This is a genomic window from Pseudomonas sp. B3(2017) (assembly GCF_002113595.1).
Classification (GTDB): Bacteria; Pseudomonadota; Gammaproteobacteria; order Pseudomonadales; family Pseudomonadaceae; genus Aquipseudomonas; species Aquipseudomonas ekonensis.
Genome location: NZ_NEIU01000025.1, coordinates 43,540 through 65,828 on the forward strand (window position 1 = coordinate 43,540; position 22,289 = coordinate 65,828).

Consider the following 22,289-nt stretch of genomic DNA (forward strand, 5'->3'; position numbering starts at 1 on the left):
ACAGCAGCCGATCAGGGGGCGCCGGCGCCGTCAAGGCGCCGGGCCATTCCGTGCAGCAGCGGGAACAGCAGCGCCCACAGCAGGCCGATGCCGATCAGGGTCGGCCATTGCCCATAGGCGAACCCTACGCCGGACAGTTGCCCGCCGGCGCCATACGACAACGCACCGCCCGCCGCGCCGAGCAGGCTCGCCCGCCACCACGGCCGGGCGCTCCATCGCAGGCAATGGCGCAGCGTGGTGCCCAGCAGCGCCCACAGCAGCATCAGCCACAGCGGGATCAGCGGCGACGGATCCGGGAACTCGAACACCCCCGATCCCCGCAGCACGCTGTCCACGGCGGTGCCGACGATCACCACGCAGAGGATCAGCCGGCCTTCCGCCGCCCAGCTGCTGATCCAGCGCAGGTGGATCACCAGCACCGCCAGCGCCAGCAGCAGCCACAGGCTGTTGCCCCCGAGCACGCAGGCCAGCCAGCCGATCTGGAACAGGACGGCGTTGGCCAGGCGTTCAGGCATCGAAGCGTCCCAACAGCGGCGCCGGCATGGCCGCCGGTTTGGCCAGCAGCAACTGGGCGGTGCCGATGGTGCGCTCCAGGAAGCCGCCCTCGCAGTAGCACAGGTAGAACTCCCACATCCGCAGAAAGCCGTCGTCGTAGCCCAGTTCGGCCAGAGGCCCCCGGGCGCGGCGGAAGTTCTCGTGCCACAGGCGCAGCGTGCGGGCGTAGTGCAGGCCGAAGTCTTCCATGTGCAGCAGGTTCATGTCGGTGTCGCGGCTGACGATCTCGAGCATCTTCTGCACGCAGGGCAGGGCGCCGCCGGGAAAGATGTAGCGCTGGATGAAATCCACCCCGCGCCTGGCCTGCTCGTAGCGCTGTTCGCGGATGGTGATCGCCTGCAGCAGCATCAGGCCGTTGCTTTTGAGCAGGTGCGCGCACTGCTTGAAGTAAGTCGGCAGAAACCGGTGGCCGACCGCCTCGATCATCTCGATCGACACCAGCTTGTCGTACTGCCCTGTGAGGTCGCGGTAGTCCTTGAGCAGCAAGGTCACCCGATCCTGCAGGCCAAGGCGTTCGATGCGCGCGGCGGTGAACGCGTACTGCGCCTTGGACAGCGTCGTGGTGGTCACCCGGCAGCCGTAGCGCTGCGCGGCATACAGCGCCATGCTGCCCCAGCCGGTGCCGATCTCCAGCAGATGGTCGCCGGGCGTGAGCGCGAGCTTCTGGCAGATCCGCTCCAGCTTGTTCAGTTGCGCCTGCTCCAGGCTGTCGTCGGGGTGCAGGAACTGCGCCGCCGAATACATCATGGTCGGATCGAGGAATTGCTCGAACAGGTCGTTGCCCAGGTCGTAGTGGGCGGCGATGTTCCTTTGCGATCCCTTGTGCGTGTTGCGGTTGAGCCAGTGCAGGGTGCGGATGAACGGGCGTCCGAGCAGCGCCATTCCGCGCTCCATGCCGTCGAGCACGTCGAGGTTGCTGACGAACACCCTCACCACGGCCGTCAGGTCGGGCGAGCTCCAGTAACCTTGAATGTAGGCCTCGCCGGAACCGATCGAGCCGTTGGCCGCGACCATGCCCCAGACCGCTGCATCGTGCACGTGGATCTCGCCGGTCGGCCCGCTGCCGGCGACGCCGAAGGTCTGGTGACGACCGTCCTCGACCAGCACCAGTTGCCCGTGCCTGATCCGCGCCAGCTGGCGCAGCACGCCTCGGCGCAGCAGGGAACCGCTCAGCCCATGGACGCAGAGCAGGCCGGCCCTGGCCGAAACGCTAGGGGACTTCATGGCGGTGTTCCTCGGCAGGGAGGGTGGCCGTGCGCATATGACCGTCGGCGGCGTGATGGGTGAACAGCGGCGCACGCTTGAGCAGCAGGCGCAGGGCCTGCCAGTAGATCGTCACGGCGGTCTTGCCGGTCATCCACGGGAACCGCCGCAGGTGGCGGTGCAGGCTGTGGCGGTCGAGCGTTTCGCGGTGCAGGTCGAGGGTGGCGTCGAACAGCTTGCGGCCGTCCTGCCAGTCGGCCATGTGCACACCGAGGGCCTCGCCGACGGGGCTGAAGCTCATGCGGTACTCAAGGTCCGGCGGCAGGAACGGCGACACATGGAACGCCTTGGCCACCGTGAAATGCCGGTGACTGTCCGGCGGGTCGTCCGACCGGGCCGGCAGCACGTAGTGGTAGCGCTCGCGCCACGGCGTATTGCTGACCTCACAGAGAATCGCCGCCAACCGGCCGCAGGGTTCGTGGCAATAGAAGAAACTCACCGGGTTGAACGCCAGGCCGAAGCTTCGGGGCTGGGTCAGCAAGTGGATCGCGCCTTGAGGCTCATGGCCGATGGCGAGGCCGACCTGGCGGCGCACGGCGTCGCTCAGGCGTTCGCCGGGCTGGGAAAACGCCTTGAGGTAATCGCGCTCGCGGAACGAGAACGGGGCGAAACGGCTGCGCCCCGCCAGCGGCGAGAGCCCGAGCACGGTCTCTTGCTCGGTCAGATCCAAGTACAGCAAGCCGATCCGGTAGCGGAACGCATGGCGGCAGGGGGCGAACCGCCGGTGCGTGATCCAGCCGCTGTACAGGGCGCTGTTCACAGCCGTTCCCCGAACGCGGCCGCCACCCGCAAGGCACTGGCCACGCCGTCTTCATGAAAGCCGTTGGCCCAGTAGGCGCCGCAGTAGTGGGTGTGTTGCCGGCCATCGAGTTCGGTCCAGCGTGCCTGGGCCGCCACCGCCGCCAGGCTGAACTGCGGATGCGCATAGAGGTAGCGGCCGAGGATGCTGGCGGGCGTGATGCCGGCACTCTGGTTGAGGCTGACGCAAAACGTGGTGTCGCTCTGGATGCCCTGCAGGATGTTCATGTCGTAGGTGACCGCCGGCAAGGCATCGCCGGCGCCGCCCAGGCGCACGTTCCAGCTGGCCCGGGCCCGTTTGCGGGTGGGCAGCAGTCGGATGTCGGTGTGCAGCACCACTTCGTTGTCGGCGTAGGGCAGGGCGCCGAGCACTGCCTGTTCGGCGGAACTGGGGCGGTCGAGCAGGCTCAGCGCCTGGTCGCTGTGGCAGGCCAGCACCACTTTGTCGAAGCGTTCGCGGCCGGCGGGGCTGTGGATATCGACGCCGCGCCCGTCGCGGACCACCCGCTCGACCGGGCAGCCCAGACGGATCCTGTCCCGGAATGCAGCGCTCAGCGGTGCAAGGTAGGCGCTTGAGCCGCCTTCGATCACCTGCCATTGCGGGCGGTCGCTGACGGACAACAAGCCGTGGTTCTCGAAGAACCGCACGAAGAACCGCAACGGAAACCTGAGCATCCCGGCCATGGGCATCGACCAGATCGCCGCTCCCATCGGCACGATGTAATGCAGGATGAAGCGTTCGCCGTAGCCGCCGGCCTTCAGGTAGTCGTCCAGGGTGGTGTCGGCGGCGATCCGTCGTTCGGCCAGGTCGCGCCGGGCGCTCCGGTTGAAGCGCAGGATGTCGCGCAGCATGCCCCAGAACCCCGGCGACAGCAGGTTGCGGCGCTGGGCGAACAGGCTGTCGAGGTTGTTGCCGTTGTATTCGAGGCCGGTGTCCGGGTCGGTCACCGAAAAGCTCATTTCGGTGGGCCGGAAGCGCACGCCCAGTTGCCCGAGGATGTGCATGAAGTTCGGGTACGTCCTGTCGTTGAACACGATGAAGCCGGTGTCCACCGCGTACTCGCGCCCCCCGACCGTCACCTGGGCCGTGTGCGTGTGGCCGCCGATGCGGTCGGCGGCCTCGAACAGGGTGACGTCGTGCCGTCGCGCAAGCAGGTAAGCGCAGGTCAGGCCCGCGATGCCGCTGCCGACGACGGCGATGTTCACGTGGCGTCCTTGAGCGGCGGCGTGCTGCGCACCATGCGCTTGCCGATCGCCAGTTGCGCCCGCGCCGGCAGCTTCGACAGCGGCCACAGCGCCGCCATGAACAGCGCCGGGAACGCGATCTCCAGCGGGCGGTTCCGCAGGCTGGCGAAGATGTGCCGGGCGGCCTTGTCCGCCGGCCAGCTCAACGGCATCGGAAAGTCGTTTTGTGCAGTCAGGGGCGTATCGACGAAGCCCGGGCTGACGACAGTGACTTCGATGCCTTCGTCCGCCAGGTCGATGCGCAGCGATTCGAACAGGTAGCGCAGGCCGGCCTTCGAGGCGCCATAGGCCTCCGCCCTGGGCAGCGGCAGGTAGGTGACCGAGCTGGCCATGCCGACCAGGTGCGGCGCCCTGCCCTTGCGCAGCAGGGGCAGGGCGGCTTCGATGCAGTAACTGGTGGCGAGCAGGTTGGTGCGCACCACGTGTTCGACGATCGAGGCGTCGAACTGATGGGCATCGACGTATTCGCAGGTGCCGGCGTTGAGGATCACCGTGTCCAGCGAGCCCCATTCTCCGGCGATCCGCTCGCCAATTTCCCGCACGGTCTGGCTGTTCGTCAGGTCGCCCGGCACCACCAGCACCTGGCCCGGATAGCGTTGCGCCAACACCTTGAGCGGTGCGGTCTGGCGGGCGCTGACCGCCACATGCGCCCCGGTCTTAAGAATCTCCTCGGCCAATGCCGCACCGATGCCGCTGCTGGCACCGGTCAGCCAATACCGCCGCTGAAGCGTGCGACGATTCATCCCATTCTCCTTTTCAGCCAGGCGATCGCCCGGCCCAATACGGGTAGATGTTCATAAAGTAGCGCCCCGGCATCGAAATAGTCGCGGTGGCGGTAAACCTTGTCGCGCCAGAGCAAGTGCGAGCAGCCGCCGACCCGGATCGGCCGCCCGCGGGCCAGGCGCGGATGGCGGTAGGTCATGACCCAGCGCAGATAGCCCTCGCAGTCGCCGATCTGGTCGAAGCCGTGAAAGTCGAAGCGCAGTTCGCTGACATTGGCATACATTTCGCCGAACAATTCACGTAATTGCGCCAGTCCCTGCACTTCGTGCAGCGGATCGGTGAAATGGATGTCGTCACTGTACAGCTCGCCGAGGCGGTGCAGGTTGTCCTTGTCCAGTTCGGCGAACCGATGGGCGAAGCGGCGCAGGAACTCACTCATGGCCCTCTCCTGTAGACGAACGGGACGGCAGGTTCTTGAAGGCCGCCAACGCCCGTTCCCGTGAGGTGCCCAGGTTGACGATCGGCGCCGGGTAGTCCGCCACGCCGAACAGGCCGCCGAGGGCCGCCGGGTTGTGCACGTCCTTTTTGTTCAGCCCGGCCAATTGCGGCAGCCAGTGTTTGATGAACACGCCTTCGCCGTCGAATTTCTCCGACTGGCTCAGCGGATTGAAAATGCGGAAGTAGGGCGCCGCATCGGTGCCGGTCGAGGCGCTCCACTGCCAGCCGCCGTTGTTCGCCGCCAGGTCGCCGTCGATGAGGTGGCGCATGAAAAAGCGCTCGCCCTCGCGCCAGTCGATCAGCAGGTTCTTGGTCAGGAACATCGCCACCACCATGCGCAGGCGGTTGTGCATCCAGCCGGTCTCCAGCAATTGGCGCATGGCCGCGTCGATGATCGGCAGGCCCGTGCGCGCCTCTTGCCAGGCCGCCAGGTCCTCTGGCGCATCGCGCCACGGCAGGGCTTCGGTTTCCGGGCGGAAGGCGCGATGGCGGGAGACCCGTGGGTAGCCCACCAGGATGTGCTTGTAGAACTCGCGCCAAAGCAGCTCGTTGATCCAGGTGACGGCGCCGGCCTTGCCGCTTTCGAACTCGCCCTGGTTGCTTTGCAGCGCGGCGTGCAGGCATTGGCGCGGCGACAGGACGCCGGCGGCGAGGTAAGCGGATAGCTGGCTGGTGCCCGGCTTGGCGGGGAAGTCGCGTTCGCTCTGGTAATAGTCGATCTGCGCGTCGGCAAAGGTGTCGAGGCGCCGCTGGGCTTCGGCCTCGCCGGCCGGCCAGAGGGCGCGCAGGGATGGGCTGGGGGGCGCAAACCCTACGACGGCTTCGGGCACCGGATCGCTTTCGATCTCCAGCGGCGCCTGCTTGCCCGGCGCTCTCACCAACGACGGCATCGAACGGTGCAAGCGCTCGTGGCAGACCTTGCGGAACTGGCTGAACACCTGAAAGTAGCCACCGGTTTTGGTCAGCACACTGCCGGGCCTGAACAGCAATTGGTCGAGGTGGCTGGTGAACGTAATGTCTTCGGCGTGCAGGGCACGGGCGACGGCGGCGTCCCGGCGGCTTTCGTGGAGGCCGTACTCTTCGTTCACGTGCACGGCCTCGATCCGCAACTGCCGGCACAGGTCGAGCAGCACCTCGGGCACCTGATCCCAGCGAGGTGCGGTGCGGATCAGCAGGGGAATGTTCAGCTCGCCCAGGGCCGCGCTCAATTCATGCAGGTTGCGCAGCCAGAAATCGACCTTGCAGGCGGCATCGTCATGGATCTGCCATTGCTCGGGGCTCAACAGGTACACGGCCACGGTCGGGCCCCGGCCGGCGGCTGCGGCGAGGGCGGTGTTGTCGTGTCGGCGCAGGTCGCTGCGCAGCCAGATCAATTGCATGGTGCCTTGTTCCAACCTCATCAGATCAATCCGCACTGAAGGAGCCCCTGGTGGGCCGACAAGGGATCTTCGGCCAGGGACAACTCAGTGTGTTCGCAAGCTTGGCCGGACAGCTCGGCGTGGTGGATGCGCACCGTCGCTCCGGCGATCATTGTCGGGCAGCCGACGCCGCTCAACAGTTTCGGCAACTGGGCCAGGTTCAGGGCCTTGCTGGAATACAGCAGGACGCCCCGCGCATGCAGCTGTTCGGCCGCCATCGCCAGCTCTGCCGGCGGCAACGGCCAGTCGAACACCTGAACCGGGCAGTCGCTGCCGCTGATCAGCCAGGCGCAGAGCCACAGGCGCGGCTCCAGCGCCAGGTCCGACTGATTGACCAGCAGCAGCGGCGCCGTGCGCAACTGGCGATTGTTATGGTAGATGCGCGCGCCGAATTTGCTGCGCAGCCAGGAATAAAAGAACACCCGCTCCATCTCGCTGCCGAACTGGCCCTGCCAGCGTTGTTCGAGCGCCGCCAGCAGCGGCATCAGCAGTTGGTCGCACAGGGTGCGCGGCGGGTACAGGGCCATGGCCTGGTTGAAACCGTCATCGAGGCTGCGTTCGTTCAATTGCGTGACGGCGGTCAACAGGTTCTGCAACTGCGGCTGCCAATCGCTGGTCGCCGTTTCGTTGAACGCCTGCGGGGTGTCGAGCAGCGGTTTGACCTGGCTGACCGCGACCCCGCGGTCGAGCCAGGTGAGGATCGCCCGGATGCGCTGCACGTGCTCGGCCGAGTACAGACGGTGCCCCTTGGGAGTGCGCTGGGGCACCACCAGGCCGTAGCGGCGCTCCCAGGCGCGCAGGGTGACGGCGTTGACCCCGGTCTGGCGCGCCACCTCGCGGATCGGCAGCCAGCCGTCGTCCAGGGCTTTCTTGAAATCCGCGCCCAGGTCTTCCCGGGCGCTGGTGTCGGGTGTGGCGTTCATCAAATGGCGTTTCGCAGGCTGAGGTTTTCGGGGGGCGGCTGCAGGTACACCTGCTGCGCGATGTAGGGATCCGGATGGCGCCGGAAGTGGTGCTTGAGCAGCGTCAGCGGCACCACCAGCGGCACGATGCCGTGGCGGTACTGGCCGATGACCTGCTGCATTTCCTGTTTGTCCGCCGCGCTGATCGCCTGCTTCAGGTAGCCGCTGATGTGCTGCAGCACATTGCTGTGGGTGCCGCGCGTGGCGCATTTCTTCAGGGCGGCCATCAGTTCGCTGAAATAGTGCGGGGCGACCGTGGCCGGATCGCTGTGGCCCATGCTGCCCAGCAGATGGCCGAGCGCCTTGTAGTGGACAGGGCTGTGGGCCATCAGCAGGTATTTGTAGCGCGAGTGGAATTCGGTGAGGGCCCGGCGGCTCAGGCCCTGTGCGGTCACGGTCTGCCAGTCGCGGTAGGCGAACACCCGGGTGATGAAGTTTTCCCGCAGCACCGGGTCGTTCAGGCGTCCGGCTTCCTCCACCGGCAAGTCCGGGCGCCCGGCGCAGAAGGCCTGGGCGTAGATCCCGCGTCCGCCGCCGACCGGCGCGCCGTTGTCGTGGTAGACCTTGACCCGCTCCAGCCCGCAGGACGGAGACTGCTGCATGAAGATGTAGCCGCAGATGTCATCCAGCCCGTCGGCCATGGCCCGTCCGTAATCGGCCAGGTCCCGGGTGACGTCGAGCCGGCGGTCGACGGTGCCGAGGGCTTGCGGGTGATCCGGATCGCCCACCAGCCGGATCGGCTGCCGGGGCGTGCCCAGGCCGATCGCCACTTCCGGGCACAGCGGCACGAACTCGAAGTAATCGCTGAGGGTGTCGGTGCACAGCCGCGAGGCCTTGTGCCCGCCGTTGTAGCGCACTTCGGCGCCCATCAGGCAGGCGCTGACGGCGATTTTCGGGGGGGAGGGGCAATGGTCGGGCATGGCGACACCTTGAATCGAAGTCCTGTACAGATTTCAAATTCTGTACAACATTGCCTTCAGCATAGATTCAAAGGTGTACAAGTCAAACAGTTTGTATAGATTTTTGGGCGAGAAGGGCAGCCCGACGGGAGCGAGCCTGCCCGCGGTTGCGGGCAGATCGGCTTACTGCAAATGCGCGTGCAGCCTGCGTGCCGCTTCCTGGCCGCTGAGCCAGGCGCCTTCGACGCGTCCGGACAGGCACCAGTCGCCGCAGGCGTACAGGCCCAGGTCGGCATCGGCCAGGGTGCCCCATTCATGGCTGCTCGCCGGGCGGGCATACAGCCAGCGGTGGGCGAGGCTGAAGGCCGGGGCGGGCATGGCGCTGTGCAGCAGTTCGGCGAACGCGCCGTGCAGGTGTTCGATCACCGCTTCCTTCGGCAGGTCGATGTGCTGGCGGCTCCAGGCGCTGCTGGCGTGCAGCACCCAGGTGTCGAGGGTGGTGTCGCGTCCCGGCTTGCTGCGGTTGCGCGCCAGCCAGTCGAGGGCGCTGTCCTGGACGAAGCAGCCTTCGATGGGGGTGTCCAGCGGTGTCTCGAAGGCCAGGGCCACGGCCCAGGTCGGTTCCATCTTCACCCCGGCGGCGGCCCCGGCGAGTTTCGGCGCGGCGGCCAGCAGCGCCGTGGCCTGCGGGGCTGGCGTGGCGATCACCACATGGCTGAACGGCCCGTGGGTGAAGCCTTCGGCATCCTGCAGGTGCCAGTGTTCTTCGCCGCGGTAGACCTCGGTGATGCGGCAGGCGAAATGCACCTCCAGGCCTTCGAGCAGGCCGCGGGTGATGGCGCTCATGCGCGGCGTGCCGACCCAGCGGGTCTGCTCGTCCGGCGACAGGTTCAGTTGCCCGCCGTGGAAGGTATAGAGCTGCGGCGCCCATTCGGCGACCCAGCCGTTGCTCTGCCAGCGCTGCACTTCGGTGACGAAGCGCCGGTCGCGGGCGGTGAAGTATTGGGCCCCCATGTCCAGCGCGCCGGCGTCGCTGCGCTTGCTCGACATGCGCCCGCCGCTGCCGCGGCTCTTGTCGAACAGCTGGACGCTGTGCCCGGCGTCGGTCAGGGCCTGGGCGGCAGAGAGTCCGGCGATGCCGGTGCCGATGATTGCGATAGGTACAGTCATAGGGGCCTCGTTTACCTTTCTGTACAGACTACGCCGTGATTGAAAGCTGTACAATTTTGTTTTCTGGTATAACTTCCAGCGATTTCGTTCTGACAGCTTGGCCTATTGTTAAACAATAGAGCCCGCCCAATAGAAAAGATCCCTGCCTATAAAAATAGACTAGTGATCCGGGATAAACGCCACGCGAGGAAGATGTCATGCACATATTGCTGACCGGCGGTACTGGTTTGATCGGGCGGCAGCTCTGTCGGCACTGGCTGCAGCAGGGACATCGGTTGACCGTATGGAGCCGCCGCCCGGAACAGGTCGCCAAGCTTTGCGGTGCACAGGTGCGTGGCATTGCGCGGTTGCAGGACCTGGATGACGGCCCGCTGGACGCCATCGTCAACCTCGCTGGCGCGCCCATTGCCGACCGGCCCTGGACGCACCGGCGCAAGGCCTTGCTGTGGAGCAGCCGCATCACGCTGACCGAATCCTTGCTGGCTTGGCTTGAGACCCGTGCGCAGAAACCGTCGCTGCTGATTTCGGGCTCGGCGGTGGGCTGGTACGGCGACGGCGGCGAGCGGGAACTGAACGAAACCGCTTCGCCGGTGATCGATGATTTCGCCAGTCAGTTGTGCGTCGCCTGGGAAGAGACCGCGCAACGGGCCGAGGGCCTGGGCATCCGGGTGGTGCTGGTGCGCACGGGGCTGGTGCTGTCGGCCGAGGGCGGCTTTTTGTCGCGCCTGCTGCTGCCGTTCAGGCTCGGGCTGGGCGGGCCGCTGGGCAACGGCCGGCAGTGGATGCCGTGGATTCATGTCGACGATCAAATCGCCCTGATTGATTTTCTTCTGCACCTCAACGGGGCCAACGGTCCTTATAATGCCTGCGCGCCGAAACCGGTGCGCAACCGCGAGTTCGCCAAGACCTTGGGCCAAGCGCTGCACCGCCCGGCGTTCATGCCGATGCCGGCCCTGGCGCTGAAGGTCGGCCTCGGCGAGCTGTCGCAACTGCTGCTCGGCGGCCAGAAAGCCATGCCGGCACGCTTGCTGGAAGCAGGATTCACTTTCCGGTTCACGGATTTACGCGCGGCCCTGGACGATATCGCCCGCCGCCTCTGAAATAGGATGTTGCATGACCGATCACGCCTTGCTTCTGGTCAACCTGGGTTCGCCGGCCTCCACCTCGGTGGCCGACGTGCGCCGCTACCTCAATCAGTTTCTGATGGATCCCTACGTGATCGACCTGCCTTGGCCGGTGCGGCGTCTGCTGGTGTCGCTGATCCTGGTCAAGCGCCCCGAGCAGTCGGCCCACGCCTATGCCTCGATCTGGTGGGACGAAGGCTCGCCGCTGGTGGTGCTCAGCCGCCGCCTGCAGCAGCAGATGACCCAGCAGTGGACCCATGGTCCGGTGGAGCTGGCGATGCGTTACGGCGAGCCGTCCATCGAGTCGGCGCTGGTCAGGCTGGTGGCCGCGGGGCACAAGCGCATCACATTGGCGCCGCTGTATCCGCAGTTCGCCGACAGCACCACCACCACGGTGATCGAAGAGGCCCGACGCGTGCTGCGCGAGAAGCGCCTCGACGTGCAGTTGTCGGTGCTGCAGCCGTTCTACGATCAGCCGGAATACCTCGACGCGCTGGTGGCCAGCGCCCGGCCGCACCTGCAGCAGGATTACGACCACTTGCTGCTGAGTTTCCATGGCTTGCCGGAACGGCACCTGAAGAAGCTCAACCCGGGCCACCGTTTCGAAGGCGGCGGCGACTGCTGCGCCGGGGCGCCGCCGGAGGTGGTCGCCACCTGTTACCGCGGCCAGTGCCTGCGCACCGCGGCCGAGTTCGCCAAGCGCATGGGCATCCCGGACGGCAAGTGGTCGGTCTCGTTCCAGTCGCGGCTGGGGCGCGCGAAGTGGATCGAACCCTACACCGAAGCGCGGCTGGACGAGTTGGCCAAGAACGGCGTGAAGAAGGTGCTGGTGATGTGCCCGGCGTTCGTGGCCGATTGCATCGAAACGCTGGAGGAGATCGGCGACCGCGGCAAGGAGCAGTTCCTTGAGGCGGGCGGGGAAGAGTTGGTGCTGGTGCCGTGCCTCAATGACGAGGAACAGTGGGCGAAGGCGCTGGCGACCCTCTGCGAACGGGCGCCGCTGGCGCTTTAAACGACATCGCCAGCAGGCTGGCTTCCACAGAGGTTCACTGAACACCTGCTGTGGGAGCCCGCCTGCTGGCGATGGTTTTCTTTCAGGCCGAAGCCTTAGAGCAGCGGCTCATCCGCCTTCTTGTGCTTCCAGCTGTCGTTGCCCGGCAGGATCAGGTTCAGCGCAATCGCCACCACCGCGCACAGCGCGATGCCTTTGAGGCCGAAGTCGTCCGGGCCGTTGCCGGTGCCGATCAGTACGCCGCCGATGCCGAACACCAGGGTCACGGACACGATCACCAGGTTGCGCGCCTCGCCCAGGTCGATCTTGTGGCGGATCAGGGTGTTCATCCCCACCGCCGCGATCGAGCCGAACAGCAGGCACAGGATCCCGCCCATCACCGGCACCGGAATGCTCTGCAGCAACGCGCCGAACTTGCCGATGAACGCCAGGCTGATGGCGAAGATCGCCGCCCAGGTCATGATTTTCGGGTTGTAGTTCTTGGTCAGCATCACCGCGCCAGTGACTTCGGCGTAGGTGGTGTTGGGCGGGCCGCCGAACAGGCCGGCCGCCGTGGTGGCGATGCCGTCACCGAACAGGGTGCGGTGCAGGCCCGGCTTCTTCAGGTAGTCGCGGCCGGTCACGCTGCCCACCGCGATCACGCCGCCGATGTGCTCGATGGCCGGGGCCAGGGCCACCGGGACGATGAACAGGATCGCCTGCCAGTTGAACTCCGGTGCGGTGAAGTTCGGCAGGGCGAACCACGGGGCCGCGGCGATCTTCGCGGTGTCGACCACGCCGAACCAGAACGACAGCGCAAAGCCCACCAGCACGCCGGAGATGATCGGCACCAGGCGGAAAATGCCTTTGCCGAACACCGCCACGATCAGCGTGGTCAGCAGTGCCGGCATCGAGATCATCATTGCGGTCTGGTAGTGGATCAGTTCGGAGCCGTCGCCGGCCTTGCCCATCGCCATGTTCGCGGCGATAGGCGCCATGGCCAGGCCGATGGAGATGATCACGGGGCCGATCACCACCGGCGGCAGCAGGCGGTCGATGAACCCGGTGCCCTTGATCTTCACGGCCAGGCCGAGGAAGGTGTAGACGAAACCGGCCGCCATCACGCCGCCCATGGTCGCGGCCAGGCCGAACTGGCCCTTGGCGAGAATGATCGGGGTGATGAAGGCGAAGCTCGAGGCCAGGAACACCGGCACCTGACGCCCGGTGACGATTTGGAAGAGGACGGTGCCGAGGCCTGCGGTGAACAGCGCCACGTTCGGGTCAAGCCCGGTGATCAGCGGCATCAGAACCAGGGCGCCGAAGGCCACGAACAGCATCTGCGCGCCGGACAGCACCTGGCGCCAGAGCGGATCGTTGAACTCGTCCTGCATGGTCACGCGTCCTTCTGCTTGGTGCCGAAGATCTTGTCACCGGCATCGCCAAGCCCTGGGATGATGTAACCGTGTTCGTTCAGTTTCTGGTCTATGGAAGCGGTATAGATGGTCACGTCCGGGTGAGCCTGCTCGACTGCGGCGATGCCTTCGGGCGCAGCCACCAGCACCATGGCGCGGATGTCCTTGCAGCCTGCTTTCTTCAGCAGGTCGATGGTGGCGACCATGGAGCTGCCGGTGGCGAGCATCGGGTCGATGATCATCGCCAGGCGCTCGTCGATCTCCGGGACGAGTTTCTCAAGGTAGGTGTGGGCCTGCAGCGTCTCTTCGTTGCGGGCCACGCCCACGGCGCTGACCTTGGCGCCCGGGATCAGGCTCAGTACGCCTTCGAGCATGCCGATGCCGGCGCGCAGGATCGGCACGACGGTGATCTTCTTGCCGGCGATCTTCTCGACCGACACGGTGCCGCACCAGCCTGGGATGTCATAGGTCTCCAGGGGCAGGTCTTTGGTGGCTTCATAGGTCAACAGGGCGCCGACTTCCTGAGCGAGCTCGCGGAAATTCTTGGTGCTGATGTCGGCGCGGCGCATGAGGCCGAGCTTGTGGCGGATCAGCGGATGGCGGATCTCGAGGATGGGCATGGGAAAGGCTCCGGCGGCGGGCAAAAAAACCGGCCTAGATTAATCTATCCGAGAGTGATGTCCTATAGGACATACAGTACGTTAGTCCACAAAAGCTTGATTCGGCCGTTCGGGATGCGTACCTTTGCCCGCTTTTCCAAACTAGCCCCCCCTATAAAGTCCCCCTGGAGAGCGCCATGTCCGCTGATCTCGAGCATATCCGTCAAATCATGCGAGAGGCTGACTGCCTGTACACCGAAGCTGAAGTCGAGGCGGCCATCGCCCGCGTCGGTGCGCAAATCAACGAGCAACTGGCAGACCGCAATCCGGTGGTGTTCTGTGTGATGAACGGCGGCCTGATCTTCTCCGGCAAGCTGCTGACCCACCTGCAGTTCCCGCTGGAGTCGTCCTACCTTCACGCGACCCGCTACCGCAACGAAACCACCGGCGGCGACCTGTTCTGGAAGGCCAAGCCGGAAGTCTCGTTCATCGACCGCGACGTGCTGATCATCGACGACATCCTCGACGAGGGCCACACCCTGGGCGCGATCATCGACTTCTGCAAGCACGCCGGCGCCCGTCAGGTGCACACTGCCGTGCTGATCGACAAGGATCACGACCGCAAGGCGCGGCCTGACCTGAAGGCCGACTTCGTGGGCCTGCCCTGCGTCGACCGCTACATCTTCGGCTACGGCATGGACTACAAGGGCTACTGGCGCAACGCCAACGGGATCTTCGCCGTCAAAGGCATGTAATCCCGCCGCAGCCTTACCCTGTGGGAGCGGGCAAGCCCGTTCCCACATCCCTGTGGGAGCCAGCCTGCTGGCGATGGCGTCAGTGAAGGCACCTGCTGATCCCCCCGCAAGCCCATGCTAGAGTGCTCGGCCCCGCCCCCGGAGCCTGTCATGAGCCTCTTGATCCGCAGCTGCGCCGCCTTGTTCCTGACCCTCAGCCTGCCCCTGGCCGCCGCGCCCCTGCACAGCCAGTTCCTGCCGCCGGACGACCTGACCCTGCGCGACGCCGAACCCGAGCAGCAGCAATTGCTGCAGGTCACCGACTATTCGGTGGTGGTGGGGGCCCAGCGTCAGTCCAACCAGCAGCCGATCCCGGTCACCTCGTCGCTGATGATCCGCCTCAAGGGCAAGTCCTTGAACAAGGGCGCGACGGTCACGCAGGTGCTGGTCAATTTCGACGGCGAAAGCAAAAGCCTGAAAAAACCGGCGTATGACGACAAGGCCAAGACCCTCACGCTGTTCTACCCGCTGGCCCAGTACCGGGTGGTGATCGATCTGCTGCGCAACGACACGGTGTATGTCCAGTTCCTCAGTTACGCCAACGGCCACATCTGGGCCGATTTGCACACCGGGTCCGTGCGGTCGCGTTGAGCGCCGAGCCTGCGCGGGGGTAAACTGCCCGCCCCGTGAAATGTCCGCGAGCTGGAGTCGGCAATGCGTAAAGATAAGAAGCAAGTGATTGGTGACGAGATCGGCGATGAGCAGATCAAACTATTCCTGGACTTCGAGCCGGCCGATGCCACCTCGCCGTCGCTGCACAAACTGATCAAGGCCTATCGCGGTCTGCGCATCGACGACTTCGAGCGCTTCCTGACGTTTTTCCTGGCCGCCGGCCTGGATCTGGACGGCAAGGACGAGCAGGGCAAGACCTTCGTCGAGCTGGTCCGCGATCAGCGCAACGCGCCGGAGTACATCGAGCTGATCGAGAAGGCCCGGGGCTGAGCACCCTGTGGAGAGGGAGCAGGCTCCCTCTTCGCAGAGGCATAAAAAAACGCCCCGCACTCACTGAGTGCGGGGCGTTTTTCATGGGCGCGATCAAGCGAAGCTTGGGGTCTCGCTGCTTTCCTCGACCAGCTCCAGGGCGATGTTGTTCTGCGTGTTGATCTTGCGGTACAGCGCAGCATCGGTTTCCAGCGCCTTTTCACGGGCCGGGAAGATTTCCGCCAGTTTGGCGGCCCACTCGCCCTTGGCCTTGCCCGGGAAGCATTTCTCGATCAGCTCGAGCATGATCGACACGGTCACGGAGGCGCCTGGCGAAGCGCCGAGCAGGGCGGCCAGAGAACCGTCCTTCGCCGCCACCAGTTCGGTGCCGAACTGCAGGATGCCGCCCTTTTTCGGGTCTTTCTTGATGATCTGCACCCGCTGGCCGGCCACTTCCAGGCGCCAGTCCTCGGCTTTCGCCTGCGGGTAGAAGCGGCGCAGGGACTCCAGGCGCTGCTCCATCGACTGCATCACTTCGCTGACCAGGTACTTGGTCAGGTCCATGTTGTTCTTCGCCACGGCCAACATCGGGCCGATGTTGCCGGCGCGCACCGACATCGGCAGGTCCATGAACGAACCGTGCTTGAGGAACTTGGTGGTGAAGCCGGCGTACGGCCCGAACAGCAGGGATTTCTTGCCGTCGACCACGCGGGTGTCCAGGTGCGGCACGGACATCGGCGGCGAACCCACGGCGGCCTGGCTGTAGACCTTGGCCTGGTGGTGCTTGACCACTTCCGGGTTGTCGCAGCGCAGCCACTGGCCGCTGATCGGGAAGCCGCCGAAGCCTTTGCTCTCTTCGATGCCCGAAGCCTGCAGCAGCGGCAGGGCCGCGCCGCCGGCGCCGAGGAACACGAACTTGGCGTCGACTTCACGGCTGTTGCCGCTGTTGACGTCCTTGATGCTGACGGTCCAGCCGTTGCCGTTGCGCTTGAGGCCGGTCACGCGCTTGCAGTACTTGACCTGGGCATCGGGTGCGCTGGTCAGGTGCTTGAGCAACTGATTGGTGAGGGCGCCGAAGTTGACGTCGGTGCCATTGAGCACGCGGGTGGCGGCCAGCACCTGATCGGCCGGGCGGCCCGGCATCATCAGCGGCATCCACTCGGCCATCTTGGCCTTGTCTTCGGTGTATTCCATATCGGCGAACGCGTGGTGCTTGCTCAGCACCTTGAAGCGTTCCTTGAGGAACGACACGCCTTTGTCGCCTTCGACATAGCTCAGGTGCGGCACCGGGCTGATGAACGATTTGCACGAGCCGAACGTGCCCTTGCGGGTCAGGTAGGACCAGAACTGCTTCGACACCTCGAACTGGGTGTTGATGTGCACGGCCTTCTTGATGTCGACGGTGCCGTCGGCAGCCTGCGGCGTGTAGTTCAGCTCGCACAGGCCGGCGTGGCCGGTGCCCGCGTTGTTCCACGGGTTGGAACTCTCCGCGGCTCCGGAATCCATCAGCTCGACGACTTCCAGCTTGATCGCCGGGTCGAGCTCCTTGAGCAGCACCGCAAGGGTGGCGCTCATGATGCCGGCCCCTACCAGAACTACGTCGACTGCTTCGTTATGCGCCATTTAACGCGTCTCCAAAATCTGCAGCACCAAATTGTCGGCATGGCTGCCAGGTGTTCCGGGGCAGGTCAGTGGCGCCCCAGGTAACCCATGGCCAGGATCGCCATGTCCGAATCTTCGCAATTTTTCGCAACTTCGACGGATGCAGACGGCCCGGCCTCATGAGCTCCATGAACTCATTTCGGCGCGCGGCTGGCAATTCGACTTATGGTCGAGTCATCCGTTCGTGCAACCAAATCCGTAGCGGACAGGCATCAGGCTCCGGTGTTCGAGGCGTACGCGATCCTGTGTCGTTGGGCTGTTGTAGACGCTAATGGTGCATGTTCAGACGCAAAACTATTCATTTGCTCGCCACACTCTTGTGAAGTTGTGAAAACCCGTTTTTTTCACGCTCTTTTGAAGACGTGAACCTCAAAAAGGGCTGCCCCGGCCGGGCACCGTGCCCGGATGGATGGCCGCCGGTGAACACGGGGCGGGCAACACGGGCAAACAACTCAGTGACCGAGCGTCATGACAGCTCTGCAGATTCGCGAAAAGCGGGTTTTTGCCTGGGAAACAGCAAGCGCGCCGGCTTCACTCGATCTGTGTGGGCGGCTCTCTGTGGGCGGTTTCGGATGCCAATGCCTGGGCATTGACGCTGTTGCGGGGCCCGATCAGGAGACGACCTTATAATCGGGGGGAGATTGTATCGAAGAAATGCGGGGATTTGCTCGTGTTTGATGACTTTTATTAGGCATCCGGTCAGATGCCGAAAACCGCTTGCGCCCGTGCGCGCGGCCGCGACGCTTCGACGCGGACGCTGGCCGGCAGCGGCTTGTGCAGCCAGTTGAGGCGAATTTCCTCGATTTCCACCCAGCCTTCGCCCATCGGTTGCAGGCTGCATTGCTTGAACGCCTGGCAATGGCCGTTGCGGTCGAGCAGGGCGAAGCTGCGGTGCAGGGGGCGCGGCGCGAAGAGCGAGATCAGATGGCGCATGGCGAAATACCTTTTGGAGTACGTGCTGCGAAGGTTGCCGCCAGGCCATGACGTCATCGTGTAGGGGCGGTGAACAATCTGTGACAGGAACCGCCCAGGGCCGGGCCTGTCTGAGATTCCGTGCTGGTGAGCCGCAGTGGCCCACCGCTATACTGCCGGCCTGTCTGTGCCTGATTCTGGAGAGAAGAGCATGTTGCAACGCCTGTTGTTCGGTTTGATCACAGTGACCGGTTTGACCCTGGCCGGCTGCGCCCACAGCCCGCAACAGCTGAGCCCGGAACCGAAGCTGACCAGCCAACTGGCACCGGTCGGCCGCGGCCAGCCGGTGGTGGTGCGCGTGGTGGACGGCCGTCCGTCGCCGACCCTGGGCACCCGCGGGGGCCTGTACCCTGAGACCAGCGCCATCACCGTGCAGCGCGAACAGATCCTGCCCAAGCTGCAGGCCCAGGCCGAGGCGGCCGTGCGTCTGCTGGGCTTCACCCCGTCCAACGGCGCCATGAACGCGCCGCAGCTGACCGTGACCCTGACCGAGCTCAAGTACCAGTCGCCGAAGGAAGGCATGTACGTGACCGAGGCCACCATCGGCGCGACCTTCCGCTCCGACGTGCAGAGCGGCAACCGCCGCTACAGCGGCCGCTACGGCGCCTCGCTGGATCAGCGCTTCGGCATGGCGCCGAACCAGGAAACCAACACCAAACTGGTCAGCGACGTGCTGAGCGACGCCTTGACCCGTCTGTTCAAGGATCCGAGCATCGGCCAGATCCTCGCCGAGTAAGCGGTTCGCCTGATGCGCAAAAGCCCGGCGCCAGCGATGGCCCCGGGCTTTTTCATGTCCGCCGCCGGACGCTGCCCCCTCCAGGGAGCCTGTTCGTGATGAGGGTGTGTCAGGCGGCATGCGTATTGAATGTCAGTCCGTTATCGCCAGCAGGCTGGCTCCCACAGGTTCGGAGGCAGTCGCAGGTTGCGTGCACGACGCGGTCGTTATGGGAGCCAGCCTGCTGGCGATGGCTTCGACGGCGGCCGGGCGTCAGGCGGCCTGGGAGTAGAAGTCCAGCACGCTGACGCCCGTCAGCAGGTCGGTTTCCGGCAGATCGGCGTGCTGATGGCCGCCGAGGGCGCAATACACCAGCCAGCGGCGGTCCTGCACGTTGAACGCCAGGCTGCCGACGAGGGCCTGCTGTTCGTCGGTCGGGGTGATGAGGTAGAGGCGGTCCTGGTTTTCGGCGTGAAGCATGCTGCGTTCCGTGTCGGTTTCGAGGCGCGCATGGTGGCCGATGCAAATGACGAAGTCGTGACACAGGGCAACCATCGGTCGATTGCGCCGTTGTTTGTCGCAAAGGGTGGGGACGCAGGGGAGGGTTGCGCTAGAATCCGCGCCGCGGTCGTCGGTCTGGCGTTCGCCATACCGGTTCAGTTCGAGGCTCAAAGATGTCGCTGCACTTGATGACGTTGTTCACCGCCCATCCCGCCAAGTTGATCAACCTGCTGGCGCTGGCGTTCGCCTTCCCGGGCAGCTGGCTGCTGCACGCGACCCGCCGCCGTGAGCAGCGCGCGCTGGCGAACATCGCCGCCCAGCGCCGGATCCAGCCGGACCAGGAGCCGGTGCTCGACTGGGCGACCCTGCGCATGAACCGGTTCTTCTACCGTTTCGGCTTCGCTTGCCTGGGCCTTGCGCTGCTGGTGTCCTGGATCAGCACCCGCGTCTGAAGGCCGTGCAGGCCCCGTGGGGTGAACCCGCCCCATCACGAAGAACGGCGCCCGAGGGCGCCGTTGCTGTGTCTGCCTACAGCGGCAACCCCGCCTTGACCCGGTACTGATTGCGCACCGGCGTCGCATATTGCAGCACCAGGTACGGACGGTGCTCCTCGGGGCAGGCGTCCAGCCGGCGCTGCCACTCTTCCCGCGCCTTGGCCAGCTCATCGACGCCGAACACATCGGCGGCCTTGGGCACCTGCAGCTGCGGATCGGCGTCCGCCCACTGCGCGTACGCCAGGTAATGCACCGGGAACAGGCGGTAGCCGCCGAGGATCTGCCGGTCCATCTCCACCGCCAGTTGCTTGGTGTCTTCGTAGAACGCCGTGATCGGCGCGGCGAAGTTCACGTGCACCCGGCCCTTGTAGCCGGTGATGCCCTTGGCGATGCTCACGTCGTCTTCGCCCGGCGCCTTGCTGTAGGTGCCGGTGGTGGCGCGGATGTACAGCTCGCGGGCCTTGGCCTGGTCGCACGGGTCGTATTCGTAGCTGATCGACACCGGGGTCAGGTTCAGCGACTGGATGACCTCGCCGAACGGCTCGTCCTTGCGGCTCATGTGGAACATCTTGAGGATGGCCGACTCGGTGCGGTCGTCGCCGTCCTTGGCCCGGCCCTCGGCCTGGGCGATCCAGATCGAGGCGCAATCGTTGCGGATCGAATGGTTAATGTACGCCGACAACAGCTGGTACGCCGCCATCTTTTCCCGGCGCCCGGTGATCGAACGGTGCACGATGAAGCTCTTGTTCAGGCGCATCAGGTCGCTGACGAAGGGCTTTTGCAGCAGGTTGTCGCCGATCGCGATGCGCGGGGTCGGCAGGCCGGCGTGGTACACGGCGTAGTTGACGAAGGCCGGGTCCATCACGATGTCGCGGTGGTTGGCGATGAACAGGTAGGCGCTGCCGGACTTGAACTGCTCGACGCCGGTGTAGGTCACGCCGTCGGTGGCCCGCTCGATGGTGTGGTCGACGTAGAACTCGACCTTGTCCTGCAGGGTGGCCACCGAGGTCACGCCGGCGAACTCACGGCGCAGCCGATGGGCGATGAGGGGCTTGAGCATCCAGCCCAAGGCACCGGCGAAACGCGGGAAGCGGAAGTGGGTGAGGATATCTAGAAACGCCTTGTCGCCGAGCAGCCGCGCCAGTACCGCAGGTACTTCGCTGTCGTCGTAAGGTCGGATGGCATCGAATTCGCCCATCATGCTCTCTTGTTGGAAACGGCTAGGGTAAGTAAAGGTGTTGATCGAAAACCAACGGGGCACGGTCTGAAAAGGTAGCCAGACAAAAAAGGCCCTGCAAACAGACCGGCGATTATACGCACAAGTCACTCGGGAGACCGCGATGCTGGAAGCCGCAAGTTATGATTGCCCGTACTGCGGGGAAGAGGTCGAGACCACCGTGGACCTGTCCGGCGGCGACCAGGAATACATCGAAGACTGCCAAGTGTGCTGCAAGCCGATCCGGTTCGTGTTGCAGGTGCACGGCGAGGAGTGGTTGCTCGACGTGTACGGCGAAAACGACTGAGGGGCGCGCATGCAGCGGATCTACGAGCCGGAAAACCTGATGGAAGGCGAGATGCTCAAGGGCATGCTCGAAAGCGAGGGCATCGAGGCGCACCTGGTGGGCCGCGACCTGCTCGGCGGGGCGGGCGAGCTGCCGGTCTTCGGCCTGCTCGGGCTGTCGGTCGACAATGATCAGGCCGAGTACGCCAGCGAACTGATCCGGGCGTACAATGCCGCGCTGCCGCTGCCCGGCGATGAACCGGACAGCTACCCCGGTACGCTGGTCTGTTAGGCTGGCGTTCGATTTATTTGCGAGCCGTGTTGCCCCATGTGTGGACGTTATGCCCTGTTCCGCTGGAACCGTGATTTTGCGGCCCTGCCCGGTTTCCCGGCCGATCAGCAGGCGCAGTGGAACATTTCCCCCAACGATTCGGTGCTGATGCTGCGCGCCGAAGCCGACGGTCAGCGCACGCTGGCCCGTGCCCGCTGGGGCCTGACGCCGCCGTGGCTGACCGACCTGTCCCGCACCCCGGCCCATGCCCGGGCCGAGACCGTCGCCGAGCAACCGATGTTCCGCGAGGCCCTGCGCCAGCGCCGTTGCCTGCTGCCGGCCAACGGTTTCTACGAATGGCGCGGCAGCGCGCGCAAGCGGCCGTACTGGCTGACGCCGGGGGAGGGCGCTTCGCTGTTCTTCGCGGCGATCTGGGAGGCCTACCCGGTGCAGGAGCAGGTGTGGCTGAGCACGGCGGTCATCACCCAGCCGGCCATGAGCCAGCGCCGGCCGCTGATCCTGGATGAAGCGGGGCAGGCAGCGTGGCTGGATCCGCAAACGCCGCTGCATGCCTTGCACGCGCTGCTGGCCGGCGAGCCCGTGGCGCTGCGCGAGCGGGTGCTGGCCAACCTGGTCAACGATCCCAAGCTCAACGGCCCGGAGTGCCTGACCCCGGCCTGACGCGGAACCCGAACCTCCACCATCGCCAGCAGGCTGGCTTGTATGCTGGTACTTGAAGGGAGGAGGAGGGACTAGGCTGGATTCTGACTGTTGACGCAGTACAGACCCGTGGGAGATTTC

General features: G+C 65.3%; 26 protein-coding genes. 10 read left to right on the plus strand and 16 right to left on the minus strand.

Features of this window, described 5'->3' with window-relative positions:
* Positions 1 to 11: 11 nt before the first annotated feature.
* The 10 genes from CAG33_RS25740 to CAG33_RS25785 form a co-directional block, all read right to left on the minus strand.
* Positions 12 to 515 (minus strand): DUF2878 domain-containing protein, encoded by a 504-nt coding sequence (locus tag CAG33_RS25740; RefSeq protein ID WP_085584725.1) that lies wholly within the window; start codon positions 513 to 515, stop codon positions 12 to 14.
* Complete coding sequence (locus CAG33_RS25745) at positions 508 to 1,779, minus strand: cyclopropane-fatty-acyl-phospholipid synthase family protein (RefSeq protein ID WP_085629370.1); 1,272 nt, start codon at positions 1,777 to 1,779, stop codon at positions 508 to 510. Before CAG33_RS25745 ends, CAG33_RS25740 begins: the two co-directional genes overlap by 8 nt.
* On the minus strand, positions 1,766 to 2,578 hold the full coding sequence (locus CAG33_RS25750; RefSeq protein WP_085584729.1) for a DUF1365 domain-containing protein: 813 nt from the start codon (positions 2,576 to 2,578) through the stop codon (positions 1,766 to 1,768). Before CAG33_RS25750 ends, CAG33_RS25745 begins: the two co-directional genes overlap by 14 nt.
* On the minus strand, positions 2,575 to 3,822 hold the full coding sequence (locus CAG33_RS25755) for an NAD(P)/FAD-dependent oxidoreductase (RefSeq protein ID WP_085629372.1): 1,248 nt from the start codon (positions 3,820 to 3,822) through the stop codon (positions 2,575 to 2,577). Before CAG33_RS25755 ends, CAG33_RS25750 begins: the two co-directional genes overlap by 4 nt.
* Positions 3,819 to 4,604: an SDR family oxidoreductase gene (locus CAG33_RS25760; RefSeq protein WP_085584733.1), complete on the minus strand. Its 786-nt coding sequence runs from the start codon at positions 4,602 to 4,604 to the stop codon at positions 3,819 to 3,821. Before CAG33_RS25760 ends, CAG33_RS25755 begins: the two co-directional genes overlap by 4 nt.
* Positions 4,601 to 5,023 (minus strand): nuclear transport factor 2 family protein, encoded by a 423-nt coding sequence (locus CAG33_RS25765; protein ID WP_085584735.1) that lies wholly within the window; start codon positions 5,021 to 5,023, stop codon positions 4,601 to 4,603. Before CAG33_RS25765 ends, CAG33_RS25760 begins: the two co-directional genes overlap by 4 nt.
* Complete coding sequence (phrB, locus tag CAG33_RS25770) at positions 5,016 to 6,461, minus strand: deoxyribodipyrimidine photo-lyase (protein WP_085641041.1); 1,446 nt, start codon at positions 6,459 to 6,461, stop codon at positions 5,016 to 5,018. Before phrB ends, CAG33_RS25765 begins: the two co-directional genes overlap by 8 nt.
* A gap of 20 nt (positions 6,462 to 6,481) precedes the next feature.
* Complete coding sequence (locus CAG33_RS25775) at positions 6,482 to 7,423, minus strand: MerR family transcriptional regulator (protein WP_085584737.1); 942 nt, start codon at positions 7,421 to 7,423, stop codon at positions 6,482 to 6,484.
* Positions 7,423 to 8,382, minus strand: coding sequence for a DUF523 and DUF1722 domain-containing protein (locus tag CAG33_RS25780; RefSeq protein ID WP_085641035.1), 960 nt, complete (start codon positions 8,380 to 8,382; stop codon positions 7,423 to 7,425). Before CAG33_RS25780 ends, CAG33_RS25775 begins: the two co-directional genes overlap by 1 nt.
* 162 nt (positions 8,383 to 8,544) lie before the next feature.
* Positions 8,545 to 9,531 (minus strand): NAD(P)/FAD-dependent oxidoreductase, encoded by a 987-nt coding sequence (locus tag CAG33_RS25785; protein WP_085584741.1) that lies wholly within the window; start codon positions 9,529 to 9,531, stop codon positions 8,545 to 8,547.
* Between the two features lie 197 nt (positions 9,532 to 9,728).
* On the opposite strand from CAG33_RS25785, the gene CAG33_RS25790 reads away from it, so the two are divergent.
* Positions 9,729 to 10,631 carry a TIGR01777 family oxidoreductase gene (locus tag CAG33_RS25790; RefSeq protein ID WP_085584743.1) on the plus strand — a complete coding sequence of 301 codons (903 nt, stop codon included), beginning with the start codon at positions 9,729 to 9,731 and terminating at the stop codon, positions 10,629 to 10,631.
* A gap of 13 nt (positions 10,632 to 10,644) precedes the next feature.
* Positions 10,645 to 11,667: a ferrochelatase gene (gene hemH / locus CAG33_RS25795; RefSeq protein ID WP_085584745.1), complete on the plus strand. Its 1,023-nt coding sequence runs from the start codon at positions 10,645 to 10,647 to the stop codon at positions 11,665 to 11,667.
* Between the two features lie 95 nt (positions 11,668 to 11,762).
* Here the strand turns inward: hemH and CAG33_RS25800 are convergent, their stop codons facing one another.
* Both CAG33_RS25800 and upp read right to left on the minus strand, forming a co-directional pair.
* Positions 11,763 to 13,037, minus strand: a complete 1,275-nt coding sequence (locus CAG33_RS25800; RefSeq protein ID WP_085641037.1) for a uracil-xanthine permease family protein — start codon at positions 13,035 to 13,037, stop codon at positions 11,763 to 11,765.
* A 2-nt stretch (positions 13,038 to 13,039) separates the two neighbouring features.
* Positions 13,040 to 13,678: a uracil phosphoribosyltransferase gene (gene upp / locus CAG33_RS25805; RefSeq protein ID WP_085584749.1), complete on the minus strand. Its 639-nt coding sequence runs from the start codon at positions 13,676 to 13,678 to the stop codon at positions 13,040 to 13,042.
* Positions 13,679 to 13,854: 176 nt separating this feature from the next.
* Here upp and CAG33_RS25810 point away from each other — a divergent pair, with 176 nt between their 5' ends.
* The 3 genes from CAG33_RS25810 to CAG33_RS25820 all read left to right on the plus strand — a co-directional run bounded on the left by CAG33_RS25810 (position 13,855) and on the right by CAG33_RS25820 (position 15,393).
* Positions 13,855 to 14,412 carry a hypoxanthine-guanine phosphoribosyltransferase gene (locus CAG33_RS25810; protein WP_085629378.1) on the plus strand — a complete coding sequence of 186 codons (558 nt, stop codon included), beginning with the start codon at positions 13,855 to 13,857 and terminating at the stop codon, positions 14,410 to 14,412.
* A gap of 150 nt (positions 14,413 to 14,562) precedes the next feature.
* Entirely contained in the window at positions 14,563 to 15,042 is a 480-nt protein-coding gene (locus tag CAG33_RS25815; protein ID WP_085629380.1) for a hypothetical protein, read from the plus strand.
* A 63-nt stretch (positions 15,043 to 15,105) separates the two neighbouring features.
* Positions 15,106 to 15,393 (plus strand): PA4642 family protein, encoded by a 288-nt coding sequence (locus CAG33_RS25820; protein WP_085584755.1) that lies wholly within the window; start codon positions 15,106 to 15,108, stop codon positions 15,391 to 15,393.
* Between the two features lie 93 nt (positions 15,394 to 15,486).
* Here CAG33_RS25820 and mqo read toward each other — a convergent pair whose 3' ends face one another.
* Positions 15,487 to 16,995 (minus strand): malate dehydrogenase (quinone), encoded by a 1,509-nt coding sequence (gene mqo / locus CAG33_RS25825; protein ID WP_085584757.1) that lies wholly within the window; start codon positions 16,993 to 16,995, stop codon positions 15,487 to 15,489.
* Positions 16,996 to 17,733: 738 nt separating this feature from the next.
* Positions 17,734 to 17,967, minus strand: a complete 234-nt coding sequence (locus CAG33_RS25830; protein WP_085641039.1) for a hypothetical protein — start codon at positions 17,965 to 17,967, stop codon at positions 17,734 to 17,736.
* A gap of 190 nt (positions 17,968 to 18,157) precedes the next feature.
* Here CAG33_RS25830 and CAG33_RS25835 point away from each other — a divergent pair, with 190 nt between their 5' ends.
* Positions 18,158 to 18,742: a YajG family lipoprotein gene (locus CAG33_RS25835; RefSeq protein ID WP_085584761.1), complete on the plus strand. Its 585-nt coding sequence runs from the start codon at positions 18,158 to 18,160 to the stop codon at positions 18,740 to 18,742.
* 252 nt (positions 18,743 to 18,994) lie between these two features.
* On the opposite strand, the gene CAG33_RS25840 is transcribed toward CAG33_RS25835, so the two are convergent.
* Positions 18,995 to 19,201 (minus strand): hypothetical protein, encoded by a 207-nt coding sequence (locus CAG33_RS25840; RefSeq protein WP_085584935.1) that lies wholly within the window; start codon positions 19,199 to 19,201, stop codon positions 18,995 to 18,997.
* 194 nt (positions 19,202 to 19,395) lie between these two features.
* Here CAG33_RS25840 and CAG33_RS25845 point away from each other — a divergent pair, with 194 nt between their 5' ends.
* A complete protein-coding gene (locus CAG33_RS25845) occupies positions 19,396 to 19,674 on the plus strand; it encodes a hypothetical protein (RefSeq protein ID WP_085584763.1) in 279 nt (92 codons plus the stop codon).
* 76 nt (positions 19,675 to 19,750) lie between these two features.
* On the opposite strand, the gene CAG33_RS25850 is transcribed toward CAG33_RS25845, so the two are convergent.
* On the minus strand, positions 19,751 to 20,917 hold the full coding sequence (locus tag CAG33_RS25850; protein WP_085584765.1) for a 1-acyl-sn-glycerol-3-phosphate acyltransferase: 1,167 nt from the start codon (positions 20,915 to 20,917) through the stop codon (positions 19,751 to 19,753).
* Between the two features lie 139 nt (positions 20,918 to 21,056).
* Here CAG33_RS25850 and CAG33_RS25855 point away from each other — a divergent pair, with 139 nt between their 5' ends.
* The 3 genes from CAG33_RS25855 to CAG33_RS25865 are packed head-to-tail and all read left to right on the plus strand — an operon-like array spanning position 21,057 to position 22,169.
* Positions 21,057 to 21,239: a CPXCG motif-containing cysteine-rich protein gene (locus tag CAG33_RS25855; protein WP_085584767.1), complete on the plus strand. Its 183-nt coding sequence runs from the start codon at positions 21,057 to 21,059 to the stop codon at positions 21,237 to 21,239.
* A 9-nt stretch (positions 21,240 to 21,248) separates the two neighbouring features.
* On the plus strand, positions 21,249 to 21,509 hold the full coding sequence (locus CAG33_RS25860; RefSeq protein ID WP_085584769.1) for a putative signal transducing protein: 261 nt from the start codon (positions 21,249 to 21,251) through the stop codon (positions 21,507 to 21,509).
* A gap of 36 nt (positions 21,510 to 21,545) precedes the next feature.
* Positions 21,546 to 22,169, plus strand: coding sequence for an SOS response-associated peptidase (locus tag CAG33_RS25865; protein ID WP_085584771.1), 624 nt, complete (start codon positions 21,546 to 21,548; stop codon positions 22,167 to 22,169).
* The last annotated feature ends 120 nt before the right edge of the window (positions 22,170 to 22,289 follow it).